This is a genomic window from Stenotrophomonas sp. (genome assembly GCF_036662295.1).
GTDB lineage: Bacteria > Pseudomonadota > Gammaproteobacteria > Xanthomonadales > Xanthomonadaceae > Stenotrophomonas.
Genome location: NZ_JAVWXA010000021.1, coordinates 15,346 through 29,145, shown reverse-complemented (window position 1 = coordinate 29,145; position 13,800 = coordinate 15,346). Strand labels below are relative to the sequence as shown.

The window sequence follows — 13,800 nt, the reverse complement described above, 5'->3', positions numbered from 1 at the left end:
CCGGATCCCACCCCGTGGGTGGCTGCACGCACCTCCGCCCTGTGCGGAAAACCTGCCACGCATGGCGTGGCACTACCCGATCACCCCCGCTCTGGGTGGCTGCACGCGCCCCGCCCGGCGCGGAAACCTGCCACGCATGGCGTGGCACTACCGGATCCCGCCCCGTGGGTGGCTGCACGCGCCCCCGCCCTGTGCGGAAAACCTGCCACGCATGGCGTGGCACTACCCGATCACCTCCGGGGTAGAGCCACCCCATGGGTGGCTGCACATGTACCCGGCCCTGCGCGCGAAAGCCTGCCACGCATGGCGTGGCACTACCGGATCAAATGGTCTGCCACCACCCGATCAAAGCGCCGGCGCGAAGGTCAACGTGGCCACCACGCCGCGCTCGTCGCCGGGGCGCACGCTGACCTGCCAGCCGTAGAGGTCGCACAACCGGCTGACAATGGACAACCCGATACCGCCGCCCTGCGAGTGGCCGGCATGGGTGCCGCGGTAGCCGCGTTGGAACAGCTTGGCCGCGTCTTCCGCGCTCAGGCCCGGCCCGCTGTCGATCACATCGACTTGGTTGCCGGTGATGCGCACCCGCACCGATCCGGTCTGCGAGTACTTCACCGCGTTGCCGATCAGGTTGCCCAGCGCCACCGACAACGCCGATTCGGGCGCATCGATGACCAGGTCGCGGTCGCCTTCCAGCACCAGTTCCAGCGGCTTGCCGCCCAGCTGCGCACGGTGTGAATCAAGCAACTGCTCTGCCACCCGTGCCACGTTGCTGCTGCCCTGCCCGCGCTCGTTGCGCGAGAGAAGCAACAGCGCACCAATCAGATCCGTGCACTGCTGTTCGGCTCGCTGGATGCGCTGCAGGCGCTGCAGCACCTTGGGGTCCAGATCCGGCCGGGTCAGCAGCAGCTCGGTTGCCCCCCGGATCACGGCCAGCGGCGTGCGCAACTCATGGCTGACGTCGGCGTTGAACTCGCGGTCGCGCTGCACCACCTCGGTCAGCCGCGACGAATAATCGTCCAGCGCCTGGGCCAGCTGGCCCACCTCGTCGTCAGGGAAGCGCGGCGCCAGTGGTTCCGGCTCGCTGGTGCCACCCCGGTAGGCGCGCAGGCGTGCGGCCAGGTCGGACACCGGCTTCATCACCTTGGAGGCCGACCACCAGCCCAGCACCAGCGACAAGGCGCTGAAAACCAGCACCGAGAAGAACAGCGCGCGGTTCAACTGCTCTGCGCCACGCAGGCTTTCGGTCATGTCGTAGGCGAGGAAGAACCAAGCGTCGGGGGTCTTGCGTACCGCCAGCTTGTAGGAAAACGGGTTGCCCCGCTCGTCCACGCCGCTCAGGCCGTGGATGCCATCGCGGAATTCATACCAGTCCGGCTCTTCCTGGCGAAGCGCTTCGAACTTGTCCGGCCCCACGATGCGCGCGCGCATCTGCTGCACGGGAAGATCGGGGTTGCGCGAAGGATCAGCGAAGTAGCGGTGCGCATACTCGTTGATGTTGCGGTTCATCACGTCTTCGACCAGCTGGTTTTCCACGCGCGCGCGGGCCAGGTTGGTGGCGAAGGCAAACAACGCTGTCAGGCAGAAGCCCAACAGCACGAATGACACGATGATGCGGCTGCGCAGCCGGCGCCGGTATGGGCCCCGGCGGCGCTCCCCCCTGCCCGTCACCGGATCAGGCTTCCGGCGCGGCGATGCGGTATCCGATGCCATGGCGGGTCTGGATCAGCGGAACCTCGAACGGCTTGTCCACCACCGCGCGCAGCCCATGGATGTGCACGCGCAGCGAGTCCGAGTCGGGCAGTTCTTCGCCCCACACGCGGGTCTCCAGCTCCTGGCGGGTGACCACGGCGGGCGCGGCTTCCATCAGTGCCTGCAGGATCTTCAGCGCCGTGGGGTTGAGCTGCAGCAGCTTGCCCTGGCGGCGCACTTCCAGCGTGTCCAGGTTGTATTCCAGGTCGCCGGTTTCCAGCACGCGCGTCTGCACGCCCTTGCCGCGACGGGACAGCGCGTTCAGGCGCACTTCCACTTCCTGCAGCGCGAACGGCTTGATCAGGTAGTCGTCGGCGCCGGAATCAAAGCCAGCCAGCTTGTTGTCCAGCGAATCGCGTGCGGTGAGCATCAGCACCGGGGTCTGCTTGCGCGCTTCGTTGCGCAGCTTGCGGCAGACTTCGATGCCGTCCATGCCCGGCAGGTTGAGGTCCAGCACGATCGCGTCGAACTCGTGCACCACGGCCAGGTGCAGGCCGGTCACGCCGTCGGCGGCGAAGTCCACGGTATGCCCGCGGTCTTCGAGGTAGTCGCCCAGGTTGGCGGCGATGTCGCTGTTGTCTTCAATTACAAGAATTCGCACTGTGACCTCTGTTTCATGAGGGATTGGCCCGGACGGCGGTGCCGCGGACGGGGCCGCGGCACGCCATTACCTTGCGCTGCCTGCTGAACGATACAGGCTTCATTGTTAACAGTAGACACCGGCCTGTGCCATGGCGGCGTCAAATCACCGGCCGGGGTTGAGATTGTTGAACTGCTGGTGCTCGTTGAGCAGGGCCCGGCCGTTTTCATTGGCCCGGCGCCGCTGGGCCACGGTCGTGCACACGCTCTGCTGCATGTTGCTGCCGGTGGCGCGCTCGCGGCGGCAGATCAGCCGGCTGTCTTCCTTGGCCTTGCCCATCACCGTGTTGACCAGCTCCTGGTCGTTGAACACGGCGGTGCGATCGGTCGGATTCAGCTCGCTGGACAGGCTGTGGCCGTCCATCTTTTCCTGGATGCGGCCCAGCGCCTGCTGCACCCGTGCCCGGTCATCCTGGCTGATTTCGCTGTAGTCCTCGCTGTTGAGCGCGGCCTTGATCCGGTCGACCTGGGCGGCCACCGGCTCGCTCTCGGTCATCTTGACCGCCTCTTCGCCGCGCTTGGCGTGGGCGCTGCCGACTACCAGCAGGGCAAGGACAAAAACGGTATATCGACGCATCGTCAAAACTCCATCCTTCCATGAACGAAGCGCCACTGTACGAGGCGCCCGAACCGGGGACAAGGGACTGATGGCAGGGGGGCCGGCACCTGTCTGGACGGCCGGTTGCCCCTGTAAAAAGGCCCAGACGGAAACCCGCCTGGGCCTGAAGTGTGTTCCCGATTACCGATCCTGCTGAGGAGGGCAGAGCTGCGGTTTGTCGAAGCCTACGCCGGGGGCGATTAAAGCCTCGTTAAAAGCGCACTAGCTTTCCGTAAATTTATCAAGCCTTTGAATTTGAAGGCTTTTTCATGGAAGCCACGTGCTCGATGATGCGCCCGGCGAGGTCGGTCTGGCAGATGGCCTCGATCCCCTCCAGGCCGGGCGTGGAGTTCACCTCCAGCACCAGCGGGCCGCGGCTGGAGCGGATCAGGTCCACCCCGGCAACGCTGAGCCCCAGCGCCTTGGCCGAGCGCACCGCCACCTGCTGTTCGGCGCGGCTGGCCTTGGCCGCGCGGGCGCTGCCGCCGGCATGCAGGTTGGAGCGGAAATCACCGTCGGGGGCCTGCCGCTGCATCGCGCCCACCACCTGGTCGCCCACCACCAGGCAGCGCAGGTCCGCGCCCTGCGCCTCGCCGATGAATTCCTGCATCAGGAAGTTGGCATACAGCCCACGCAGGGCCTCGACGATGCCGCGCGAGGCGCTGGCCTTCTCGGTCAGGATCACCCCCCTGCCCTGCGTGCCCTCGTTGAGCTTCACCACGTGCGGCGGCGGACCCAGCATGGACAGCAGGTCCACGGTGTCGTCCGGGTTGTCGCCGAACACGGTGACCGGCATGTCGATGCCTTTGGACGCCAGGATCTGGTGCGCGCGCAGCTTGTCACGGGCGCGCAGGATGGCATCGGAGGGATTGGGGGTGCGCGCGCCCATCATCTCGAACTGACGCAGCACGGCGGTGCCATAGCGGGTGACCGAGGCGCCGATGCGCGGAATCACCGCATCCACCCCGGTGATGGGCCGCCCCTTGTAATGCATGGTGAAGCCGTCGGCGGCGATGCGCATGTAACAGCGCAGCGGATCGAGCACCCGCACGGTGTGCCCGCGGGTCCGCGCGGCCTCCACCAGGCGGCGCGTGGAATAGAGCTTGCTGTTGCGGGACAGGATGGCGAGTTTCATCGCGGGGGACGCACGGGGCCGGAAGGGGCCGGAAGGGGCCGGAAGGGGCGAAGCATAGCGCGGCCGCGTCGCGGAGGGATGATGCCGTTGCCGACGTCCTTCACCTGTCCTCAACCGTGCCCCCCAACCGTCGAGGCTGACGTTTACGGCAGGACGAACCGTCAATATCCGCGCCGGCGAGCAAACTCTTACGACTCGAATCGGCCCATCTGCGCGCACCGAATGTCGTGATCAGTCTGCATTGTTTAAGAATCTCGTGAGACACAAGCGGATGCATTGCAACCGCTGAGAATGCACTCCTATATTGCGTTGGCCCGAGGCGCCGCGGGCATTGAAGTCCAACAACCACACGCTGAAATGGAGTTTGACATGTTCGGAAAAGTTCGTACTTCTATGTTTGCAGTCGCACTACTTGCGGCTTCCGTATTTGGTGCCGGCAGCGCAATGGCAGCAGACAACACGACTGCTGCCGATGTCATCATCATCTGCGACGCCGACCTCTGCGTGATCATCATTCTTTGACTCTCATCGCCCGGGCGCGCCCTACGCGCCCGGGCCATCGCGCTCCGTTGAAAAGGAACGTACATCATGAAGATCCCAATGGTGATGGCCACTGCGCTTGCCCTGTGCATCAGCCTTCCGTCGGCTGCAACCAGCTCCGAGCACATCCATGCAGGAAAAACAGATATACGTGCGTTCTTCCAGGCCTACCTCGCAACTGGCAATGACGCGGTCCCAAGCGTGCAGCTACCGGCCATCTGGATCTATTCACCAGCAGGCCACCTGGTCGCCCGGATCGACAGCCCGACCGCCCTTGATGCCGTTGAGGGAATTATGGCCACACCTGATGCGCCGGCGATTTCGACCATGCGACTTGCCGAAATGATCGGCCTGATGAATAGATTGGGCGTGGACACCGGAGCAGGGCCGGACGGCTCTTGGACGTGGCTTCTACTGAGAAGCAATGCCTGCAGCCAGAAGTGCCAGCCCTTCCACGCGTCGATCAGGTCCGTGCAAGCCAGGCATCCCGGCGCCATCCGCGCCATTGATCTTGCCTTCACCCGCTGAGCCATGGTCATCCGACCAAGCGCTGCATTCTTCCTTGCGGTGATGCGTCTGCGCGAACAGCAGCTCAGGGCGCTGTATCTGGTCGCGACCTTGGCCGTCACGGTGCTCGCGTGGATCGTCCTGTCCACCCTGACGGATCCATTCCTGGTATCCCGGGCCGGAGGCAGTATCAATGCAGGCCTGACCATCTCCAATGCCCGGGCACAGGCTGACGCCTTTCCGCTGCGCTACATGGACGAACTGGAACGGCATCCCGGGGTTGCAGGCGCTACCTACATCAATGTCACCGCCCTCCCCTGCGCCGCAGGCCGCGGCGTGATACCGCTCAATGCCGTGGGTGGCTCCGGCACCGTTGCCCGGCTACGCGCCAGCGGGGTCCCTCGGGAGATGATCGAACACTGGCGCGGTCTGGAACAGGGCGTACTCGTCGGCACGGAACTGGCCGAGCGTTGCAACCTGATGGCCGGGATGAGCCTGCAACCCACAGATCTTCTCTCGGGCATCGTGATGCCATTGACGATTGTCGGCGTGCTGCCGCAAATCGATGCGCAACTTGGCAACCGTATTGCCTATGCACACTATGAATACATCAATCGGATGCTCCCTGCGACCCAGCAGAATCGAGTCATGCGCGGCAACGTGACCGCGGTGGACGCCGCGTCCATCGAGAGCTTGGCCCAAGCCATCAGTCATGAGTTCGCCAGCAGTGACCCCCCCCTGTTGGCTGAGCCCAACACCACCATTCAAAATGCGCTGGGCAGGTTCGGGCAGGTCCAAGGTCTGCTTGGCATGGTCATGCTTGCCATGGCCGCATGCACGCTTTTGGTGTTCATTACGGTGCTGGCCCACTTGACTGCTCGGCGACGCGCCAGCATGGGTGCACTGCAGGCTTTGGGCTTCAGCCGCCGCCTGCAGTTTGTCGCGTTGACAGCCGAGCTCGGGGCCCAGCTTGCTCTGGGAACACTGCTGGGAGTCGCGGGCGGCCTCGCCGTCATTTACGCACTGAATCCGAAGGTGGACTGGCTTGTCGGTCAGCTGCGGCTGCCCGGCTGGGCACTGCTGTGGCTACCTGCAGGATTGGGTTTTCTGGCCATGGCTGCGCTCGCCCTGCCTGCGCGCCGCATTGCAACCCTGCGGCCGATCGATCACCTGCAGCAGTGACAACGCCCGGAGGGTCCCTCATGCGTACGACCGGACAAGTTCGCCAACTGCTCATCCTCCTCTTTTCGATGCACCGCAGCCGTCCCTACGACGCGCTGATGATCGTCACCGGATTTGCCCTCGCCGCAGCAACGTTGACGGTCATGCTGTCCATTCCTGCGGGCATTGACCGCATTACCCGCCAGACAGGGCAATCCGACATCGCTCTGGCAATGGCAGCCAACGCTGTGGATGAGTCCAGCAGCAGCTTGACACAGGAGCAAGTGGCCCAGCTCTCACACCTTCCGCAGGTGGCGCTATCTGCCGATGGCCAGCCGCAGATAGCGCCCCAGTTTCTTGCTACGGCACGCCTTCCCGGTGCGGATGGTCAACAGGGGACTGTGCAGCTTCGTGGGATCGACAGCCGCACCTGGTCGCTGCTCGACGACGAAGTGGTGCACGCAACTGCACGCTTCGAGCCGGGGCAACGGCAGTGGCTGGGAAGCGCAACACTGGCCACTCAGTACCCCATGCTGAGCGATACCGCAGCCGAATTGCTGGGGTCAACATGGGGACGGGCAGGACTGATGGAGGCGGGTGGGAGCATATGGGAATCCGAGCTATGGCTGGAACAATCGGCACTGCGTGCGGCCATGAACCGGCCATCCGGGGTGTCCTCGGTATGGATCAAGCTGAAGGCCCCCGGTGCCCTCGACGAACTGATCTCAGCGGCCCAGGCAGATCCGCGCCTGGAAGGGGTCCGCATCATGGGGCAGATGGATTACTACCAGCAGCAGATGGGATTCCTGACCCGCCTGGTAACGGCTGCCGCGCTGGGCGTATCGCTGCTGCTGGGCGCAGGCGCCGCACTCGCCATCACAACAGCGCTGGACATGGTCCTGGACAAGCGCCGTCATCAACTGGCCACCTTGTGGGCGCTGGGCTTCAACCCGAAGGCCATCGCACTGGCCGTCCTGGTCGACGTGGCAACGATCGGATTGCTGACGTCACTGGCGGCCACCGCGCTGGTCCGTGCTGTGCTGGATGGCGCAGGCTTTGGCACTTCGGGTGCAAGCCAAGCCGTGTACGCAAAGTTTGTCATCGATTCCGGCGTGGTCGCCGCCGTCCTGGCCTATACCGTGCTTCTTGCACTGCTGGGCGCTGCCCTGCCGTTGCACCGCACGATCAGCGGCGGGCTGGCGCATGGGTTGAAGCGTTGATCCGGGCAATTTCCCACGCTTGCTGACGAGGTAGCCATGAACTCAGAGACACCCCCTTCCCGCAGCGCGTTGCTTCACCAGCTCCGACGCGATACCTGCGATGAGGCCGCGCAGCCAGGCCCGGGCGCACAGCGTTCGATGCGTTGGAAACTCCCGACGGCCATCCTGCTTCTGCTCCTCGCCGCGGGGGCGTGGATGCTGACTCGACACCTCAGCTCCCCCGCGGCGTCCATAGAGAGCAACCGCACAGTGACTTCAACGCCAACGGCCGTTCCCGGCACGGTTTCTTCCGCCACGGGCCTGGATGCGAGCGGCTATGTCGTGGCGCGCCGAACAGCCACGGTGTCGGCACAGACCATCGGCATGGTGACGGAAGTACTTTTTGAGGAAGGAGAACACGTTGAAGCAGGCCAGATTCTTGCCCGGCTGGATGGTAGGGCTGCCACGGCGTCGCGGGACATTGCAGTGAGCCAGCTCGCTGCGGCCAGGAAATTGGCGCAGCAGTACGAGGTGCAGTTCGATCAGGCTCATCGCGAGGGCCAACGTGCCACGGAATTGGCAACCCGCAAGCTCGTGGCCCGCCAGGATGCCGAGCAGGCAATTGCCAAGGCGGCGGGGCTGCGCGCGCAACTGGCCGCACAGCGGAGCACGGCCGAGGCCACCAGGGCGCAGGTCGAGGCGGCGCACGTGCTGCTGGAGCAGACCGTCATCCGCGCCCCGTTTGCCGGCGTTATCACTTCCAAGGCTGCGCAGGTAGGAGAAATCATTTCACCCAGCGCAGCTGGCGGCTTCACCCGCACCGGTATTGCGACCATCGTGGACATGCACTCGCTGGAGATCGAAGTGGACGTGGGTGAGGCGTACATCAGCCGAATCGTGCCCGGGATGCCCGCCCGGATCCGGCTCAACGCCTACCCCGAGCTGGATCTGGCAGGTAAGGTCATCGCCATCATCCCCACGGCTGACCGGGGCAAGGCAACGGTGCGTGCCCGGATCGGCTTGGACACAAGTGACCCGCGCATCCTGCCCGACATGGCCGCCCGCGTCAGCTTCCTGGGCACGGCAGTGCCGTCGATGCCAGGTGCTGTGCCGACGCCATTGTCTTGACCCTTCCCCCGGCCACTGGAGCCTCCATGTCCTTCACCCTTTCGCTCACCGGCGTCAGCAAGTCCTATCGGCGCGGCGATCAGCAGATCCAGGTACTGCAGGCTATTGACCTGATAGTAGACGCCGGTGAGTTCGTGGCTCTGATGGGCCCCTCCGGATCAGGCAAGACCACGCTCTTGAACCTGATGAGCGGCGTGGATGGACCCAGTACCGGGGCCATTGTTGTGAATGGCACGCGGATTGACCAGCTGGGCAGCAGTCAACTGGCGGCGTGGCGCAGCCGCAGCGTCGGTTTCGTATTCCAGTTCTACAACCTGATGCCCACCTTGAACGCCTTGCAGAATGTTGAGCTGCCGCTTCGGCTCACGCCCCTGACCGGTGCGGAACGGCGTCGGCGCGCAGCGATTGCGCTGGAGTTGGTCGGGCTCTCCGACCGCGCATCTCACCGGCCGTCAGAGCTGTCAGGCGGCCAGCAGCAGCGTGTGGCCATCGCGCGGGCAATCGTGACCGACCCTGAATTCCTGATCTGTGATGAGCCAACAGGCGACCTCGACCGGCAATCGGCGGTGGAGATCATGGAGCTTTTGCAGCAGTTGAACCGCGAATGCGGAAAGACCCTCGTGATGGTCACCCACGACGCCAAGGCCGCCGAGTACGCCTCACGCTTGTTGCATCTGGACAAGGGTGAGCTGATGGCGTGACCCGCCTGACGGCGCTCACCGAAGAATCAACATCCATACCCCCACCGGACGTGATCGGTCCCGGCCTGGTGTAGGGATGCAGCTACTGACGGCTCAACCGGCTGCACGACAGATCCACCTTCAGGCGCTGGGCGAGTTCCAGCACGCGGAAACACGGAAAATGCAGGGCCTGCGCGACCTCCGAGCAGAGTCCGGGGCCGCTCGAGGCCTTTACGGTGCCGATGTGGTTCGTCGAGATGTCGAGACAGATGGCCTTCAGCAGGCGTCCCAACTCAGGCGTCCCAAATGACGCCGACTACCGTCGCGTCAAAGCTCGCGATGCAATCTAGGTCAAGACTCGCGGGGCCGGCGACCCACAGCAGCTACCCGGCCTATAGCCAGACAATCAGTCCTCTACACTGCCTAGCTGCCACGCCGTCGGAGATGGCGGCTTTGGCTAAACCATAGGCAACAGAACTACGATAGACCGGACTTCCACTACCCCCACGCGCTCGAGCAATATTTGAAAAGCCAACCTACTCGAATCCACATCCCGGTCGGGCACGTAGTTGGGCCATCGTTCGGACAGGGCGCCGAATTATCTTCGTAGCTGTACGCTGGGTCGGTTATCACTCCGCAAGAAGCACCTGTTGTCACGCCCATGTGGCAGACGGGAGCACCTATTGCAGGACTTGAGCCTTTAACAATCACGACGCGACTAGAGTTCGGGTAGCTGAGGCAGTAACGGCGTTGACAGCAATCTCACCGTCACCGCTGTGCCATTGAAAGTCAGCTGCCCCACCCCACTGCTCAGCCTTTGTCGTTGTCGTGAGCGCGCCCGAGGGCGACGGACTCGGAGGAGTCGGATAGTTGGTGTAGACCATAGATTCTGGAAAATGCCCCGTGGCCATTACGCCCCTCTTTTCATGACACCGAGTCACGCACAGTGAATCCGCCGGTTCATTGTGGACCACTGTCCATGATCCAGCCGCGCGAAGAAATACCCGAAACTGCAGCTCGGGCTCCTACCGCTCTCACGAGCCACTTGAAAGCAGTTCGGCAGATTCTTGGATCTCGCGCTCTTTCACCGCATTGATCACCGAGAACCGGACCGGCATGCCCAGCGCTCTCTCAATGTTTGCCCTTTCGCTCTCATAGGGAGCCGGATCTCCATCCGGCGAGCGCGCATCAATCAAAACAACGCCATCGCGCTCGTCCACGCCGGCGCCAATGAGGCCAGGCACCATCACCCTCAACGCACTCCACGACTCCCGCAGCCTGCTTCGCTGTTCAACGGCCGTCATCCGAGCGCCAAGCGTAAACACCACGGGAACGTCGCCGGCGACGGTTTCAATGGTGCGTGGCGCGACGGAGGTGGCGCCAGTAAGACGAAGATGGATGGCCTGGTTTGGATAATGGGTCCAGTAAAGGCCTGCAAGACGGTCTTCGAACTCTCGGCGCAGCGCCTCAATGCCTTCCAGCGCAAACTGCTGCCGATCCATTTCAGCAACAGCAACGTCTCTCGGCGCCCCGGTGTCCTTCGAATAGAAATCCACTTCAATCTGATGCTTGTCTGGATCAATGCGCAACAGCGCCGGGTCGACATCGTCGGCCTTGACAGAAAAAGCAATACAACAGGTCATTGCCAACAACACCTTACGTCCATTCATGGAAAGGCATCCTTGTTGTTGATCCCACTGATACTGCTCTAACCGCCCCAGCAACACGCTGGATGCGATTCACAATACCTCTACTACCGACGGATGGATCTCGCGACCGTCAACGTCACCGCGACGGTGTCCCAATGAGCGGACAAGCTAACGCCACCCAATAGCGCCTCGCAGATCTGCAGGCACGAAGAAGCGCGCATACAGGCCAGCTGAGCGCGAAATCAAAAAGGGCGTTGGTGGGATCGATACCGCGACTGATACCTGGAAGGGCATCGCCCGTACTCATCAATCGAACCAATTCATCAAGCCAGTCAGTCACTTACAAACCGGATTGGAACAGTGGAGCGGGTGAAGGGAATCGAACCCTCGTCAGTAGCTTGGGAAGCTACAGCTCTACCATTGAGCTACACCCGCGCGGTGCCGGACAAGTCTATGCGGCGGAGGGGGCAAAAGGCAACGGGCGGCACTGGGCCGCCCGTTGCATCCGGCGTTCACCGGCCCTGCGCCGCGCCCCGAAGGGGGCACTGCGCAAGGTGGATCAGAAGCTGCCGCTGAAGCTGGCGAACAGGGTCACGTCACGCGCACGCTTCTGCAGCGTGGTGGTGCTCATGCCGATGTTGCTCTGCAGGCCGCCCAGCTTGACGCGCGCACCCATCACGGCGGTGGCGTAGTCCTTGTCGAACTCCAGGCCCGGCACCTTGTACATGCCCACTTCCGGCATCGACTGCAGCCACGCGCTGGCCTGCTGGCCATCTTCGAACTCGTGGTCGTAGGTGACCTGCACGTACGGGGTCACGGTGCTGCCTTCGAAGCGGGCCTGCCAGCCCAGGCGGCCGACGGTGGAGTCCGCTTCCTGGTTGGCGTAGCCCAGCGCGGTGGCGCTCGGGTTGCTTTCGGCGTAGCCATCCAGCTTGACCTTCTGCCAGATCACCGCGGCGATCGGGCCGTGGCGGAAGCCACCCTCGAAGTGCGACTGGCCACCGAAATCGTAGCCGGCGTTCAGGGCCACGGTCAGGTTGCTGCCTTCCGGCGAACCTTCATGGGTGCGGGTGGCCGGCCCGAGCTGGACCTTGCGGGTGACGTCATAGTCCAGCCAGCTGTAGCTGACCTGGCCGTTGACCCAGGCGTGGTCGCCGTACCAGCCGGCGAACAGGCCCAGCGAGGCGTCGGACTGGGTGAAGTCGCCCTTGCTGTTGCCGAAGTCGGCGTCCATGCGGCCGTAGCCGGCGAAGCCGCCGAGCACCAGGCCGTTGCGCGCCCAATCCACGCCGAACAGGCCGGCCGGCGCCATGCCGTCGTACAGGTCGGCGTGGGCGTAGCGCTGCATGTCGCCACGCACGCTGCCCCACCAGGACATGCCGTCGTCCGGACGACCGCCCAGGTGCAGGCTGACCTGGTCGGCACGCGCGCGGCCGATGGTCTGCGCCGAGTGGGTCAGGATCTGCTGGTTGCGCGGGGCTTCCAGGATCGACAGGGTGTACTGGCCCAGCATTTCATGCGTGGCCGAGGTCGGGTGCACGCCGTCGGCGAAGACGTAGGTGCTGGCCGCGTTCGGGGTGGCGTAGCTGGTCGGGTTGCAGGTCAGCGACGACGCCGTGAGGCAGGCAGGGCTGGTGACGTTGCTGAAGCCGTAGGTGCCGGGGCTGGCCACGATTTCCTGCAGCACGTGGAAGGTGTCCACCGGGATCACCTGCAGGCCGGCGGCCTTCAGGCCACCGAACAGCGCATCGTTGTAGGCCTTGGCCAGCGCCGTGCCGGCCGCCATGGCCGCCGGGCCACCGGCGCGGGCGCCCGGGGTCAGGCCGACGTCGGGGATGGTGGGCACCACGACGTATTCGGCACCGGCCGCCTTGAGGGTGCCGACGATGCCGACCTGGTCGGTCACCGCGTTGGTCAGGGTGGAGACCAGCGGCGCGCCGGCCTGGATGGCGAACAGGTCATTGGCGCCACCGAACACGGTGTACAGCGCGTTCGGGTCGGCCTTGCCGCCGTTGGCCGCCAGGTACTGGGCGGTCTGCGTCTTGAGCGAATACACCGGCACCGCCGGGGCACCCGGGGCCAGCACCTGGGCGGTGTCCACGCCGACGCGTGCGCCACCGATGGCGTAGTTGTCCCCGCCCTGGCCGTTGCCGTGCGCCGCACCGTTGGTGCCGTAGTAATGGGCCACGTACTGGGCGTAGGTCCAGCCCGGGTTGGTGGTGAACTGGCCGGTGACCGGCTGCACACCGGCCGGCAGCAGCGGGCGGAAGTACCCGGCGTCGGTCAGGCTGTCGCCGATGAACACGGTCCTGGTGTACGGCGACTGCGCCATGGCCGGCGCTGCCGCCAGGGCAATGGCAACGGCCAGAAGGGAACGCAGGGGACGCTTGCGGATCTGCATGTAAAGCTCCTTGAAGTGGGAGAACGACCGACGTACGCCGGCGCACGGTGTAATGGTTTCACTGCACCCAGGCCAATTCACGCTGCGTTGCCGCATGAAAAGGCACGGGGGCCGACCAGCCTCCGGCGAGGCCACCGCCGCCAGCCCGTCGCGGGGCCGGCAAGGGTACGCAGTCCGGCGCCGTTGAGGGACAATGGCACGATGATCATTATGCTCAATGGCGACACCCGCCAGCTTCCGCAAAGCACTTCGGTGCTGGACCTGCTGCAGACCGAGAACCTGCTCGAGCGGCGCGTGGCCGTGGAGGTCAACGGCGAGATCATCACCCGCAGCCGGCACGCCGACCATGCGCTGTGCGACGGCGACGTAGTGGAGATCGTGCATGCCCTCGGCGGCGGCTGACCGGCGCAG

General features: G+C 64.4%; 14 protein-coding genes and 1 tRNA gene. 7 read left to right on the top strand and 8 right to left on the bottom strand.

Translation table 11 applies throughout. The features are described 5' to 3' along the window. Window positions 1–345: 345 nt before the first annotated feature. The 4 genes from RSA25_RS06325 to rimK form a co-directional block, all read right to left on the bottom strand. Window positions 346–1,713 (bottom strand): HAMP domain-containing sensor histidine kinase, encoded by a 1,368-nt coding sequence (locus RSA25_RS06325; protein WP_332808055.1) that lies wholly within the window; start codon window positions 1,711–1,713, stop codon window positions 346–348. After that, entirely contained in the window at window positions 1,676–2,353 is a 678-nt protein-coding gene (locus RSA25_RS06320; RefSeq protein ID WP_017356179.1) for a response regulator transcription factor, read from the bottom strand. Before RSA25_RS06320 ends, RSA25_RS06325 begins: the two co-directional genes overlap by 38 nt. A gap of 144 nt (window positions 2,354–2,497) precedes the next feature. Further along, complete coding sequence (locus tag RSA25_RS06315) at window positions 2,498–2,968, bottom strand: hypothetical protein (RefSeq protein ID WP_332808054.1); 471 nt, start codon at window positions 2,966–2,968, stop codon at window positions 2,498–2,500. Between the two features lie 262 nt (window positions 2,969–3,230). Next, window positions 3,231–4,124 (bottom strand): 30S ribosomal protein S6--L-glutamate ligase, encoded by an 894-nt coding sequence (rimK, locus tag RSA25_RS06310; RefSeq protein ID WP_332808053.1) that lies wholly within the window; start codon window positions 4,122–4,124, stop codon window positions 3,231–3,233. A 291-nt stretch (window positions 4,125–4,415) separates the two neighbouring features. Between rimK and RSA25_RS06305 the strand changes: the two genes are divergently transcribed. The 6 genes from RSA25_RS06305 to RSA25_RS06280 all read left to right on the top strand — a co-directional run bounded on the left by RSA25_RS06305 (window position 4,416) and on the right by RSA25_RS06280 (window position 9,360). Next, window positions 4,416–4,646 (top strand): hypothetical protein, encoded by a 231-nt coding sequence (locus tag RSA25_RS06305; protein ID WP_332808052.1) that lies wholly within the window; start codon window positions 4,416–4,418, stop codon window positions 4,644–4,646. Between the two features lie 66 nt (window positions 4,647–4,712). Next, window positions 4,713–5,192, top strand: coding sequence for a hypothetical protein (locus RSA25_RS06300; RefSeq protein ID WP_332808051.1), 480 nt, complete (start codon window positions 4,713–4,715; stop codon window positions 5,190–5,192). Window positions 5,193–5,195: 3 nt separating this feature from the next. Next, window positions 5,196–6,353 (top strand): FtsX-like permease family protein, encoded by a 1,158-nt coding sequence (locus RSA25_RS06295; RefSeq protein ID WP_332808050.1) that lies wholly within the window; start codon window positions 5,196–5,198, stop codon window positions 6,351–6,353. Between the two features lie 20 nt (window positions 6,354–6,373). Next, entirely contained in the window at window positions 6,374–7,552 is a 1,179-nt protein-coding gene (locus tag RSA25_RS06290) for an FtsX-like permease family protein (protein WP_332808049.1), read from the top strand. A gap of 138 nt (window positions 7,553–7,690) precedes the next feature. Beyond that, window positions 7,691–8,659 carry an efflux RND transporter periplasmic adaptor subunit gene (locus RSA25_RS06285; protein WP_332808048.1) on the top strand — a complete coding sequence of 323 codons (969 nt, stop codon included), beginning with the start codon at window positions 7,691–7,693 and terminating at the stop codon, window positions 8,657–8,659. A 26-nt stretch (window positions 8,660–8,685) separates the two neighbouring features. Then, window positions 8,686–9,360 (top strand): ABC transporter ATP-binding protein, encoded by a 675-nt coding sequence (locus RSA25_RS06280; protein ID WP_332808047.1) that lies wholly within the window; start codon window positions 8,686–8,688, stop codon window positions 9,358–9,360. 82 nt (window positions 9,361–9,442) lie between these two features. Here RSA25_RS06280 and RSA25_RS06275 read toward each other — a convergent pair whose 3' ends face one another. From RSA25_RS06275 to RSA25_RS06260, 4 genes are all read right to left on the bottom strand, one after another. Further along, window positions 9,443–9,631, bottom strand: coding sequence for a hypothetical protein (locus RSA25_RS06275; RefSeq protein ID WP_332808046.1), 189 nt, complete (start codon window positions 9,629–9,631; stop codon window positions 9,443–9,445). Between the two features lie 742 nt (window positions 9,632–10,373). Beyond that, the gene (locus RSA25_RS06270; protein ID WP_332808045.1) at window positions 10,374–11,009 is read right to left on the bottom strand and encodes a hypothetical protein; all 636 of its coding nucleotides are present in this window, start codon (window positions 11,007–11,009) and stop codon (window positions 10,374–10,376) included. A gap of 340 nt (window positions 11,010–11,349) precedes the next feature. Continuing rightward, window positions 11,350–11,423 (bottom strand) — tRNA-Gly (locus RSA25_RS06265). Between the two features lie 124 nt (window positions 11,424–11,547). Next, the gene (locus RSA25_RS06260) at window positions 11,548–13,356 is read right to left on the bottom strand and encodes an autotransporter domain-containing protein (protein ID WP_332808077.1); all 1,809 of its coding nucleotides are present in this window, start codon (window positions 13,354–13,356) and stop codon (window positions 11,548–11,550) included. A gap of 234 nt (window positions 13,357–13,590) precedes the next feature. Between RSA25_RS06260 and thiS the strand changes: the two genes are divergently transcribed. Beyond that, window positions 13,591–13,791 (top strand): sulfur carrier protein ThiS, encoded by a 201-nt coding sequence (gene thiS, locus RSA25_RS06255; protein WP_332808044.1) that lies wholly within the window; start codon window positions 13,591–13,593, stop codon window positions 13,789–13,791. Window positions 13,792–13,800: the final 9 nt, after the last annotated feature.

What these genes read in the sequence shown, in the direction of transcription:
- RSA25_RS06325 (WP_332808055.1), bottom strand. Translation starts at nt 1,713, where the DNA reads ATGGCATCGGATACCGCATCGCCGCGCCGGAAGCCTGATCCGGTGACG.
- RSA25_RS06315 (WP_332808054.1), bottom strand. Translation starts at nt 2,968, where the DNA reads ATGCGTCGATATACCGTTTTTGTCCTTGCCCTGCTGGTAGTCGGCAGC.
- rimK (WP_332808053.1), bottom strand. Translation starts at nt 4,124, where the DNA reads ATGAAACTCGCCATCCTGTCCCGCAACAGCAAGCTCTATTCCACGCGC.
- RSA25_RS06305 (WP_332808052.1), top strand. Translation starts at nt 4,416, where the DNA reads ATGCACTCCTATATTGCGTTGGCCCGAGGCGCCGCGGGCATTGAAGTC.
- RSA25_RS06300 (WP_332808051.1), top strand. Translation starts at nt 4,713, where the DNA reads ATGAAGATCCCAATGGTGATGGCCACTGCGCTTGCCCTGTGCATCAGC.
- RSA25_RS06295 (WP_332808050.1), top strand. Translation starts at nt 5,196, where the DNA reads ATGGTCATCCGACCAAGCGCTGCATTCTTCCTTGCGGTGATGCGTCTG.
- RSA25_RS06290 (WP_332808049.1), top strand. Translation starts at nt 6,374, where the DNA reads ATGCGTACGACCGGACAAGTTCGCCAACTGCTCATCCTCCTCTTTTCG.
- RSA25_RS06285 (WP_332808048.1), top strand. Translation starts at nt 7,691, where the DNA reads ATGCGTTGGAAACTCCCGACGGCCATCCTGCTTCTGCTCCTCGCCGCG.
- RSA25_RS06280 (WP_332808047.1), top strand. Translation starts at nt 8,686, where the DNA reads ATGTCCTTCACCCTTTCGCTCACCGGCGTCAGCAAGTCCTATCGGCGC.
- RSA25_RS06270 (WP_332808045.1), bottom strand. Translation starts at nt 11,009, where the DNA reads ATGAATGGACGTAAGGTGTTGTTGGCAATGACCTGTTGTATTGCTTTT.
- thiS (WP_332808044.1), top strand. Translation starts at nt 13,591, where the DNA reads ATGATCATTATGCTCAATGGCGACACCCGCCAGCTTCCGCAAAGCACT.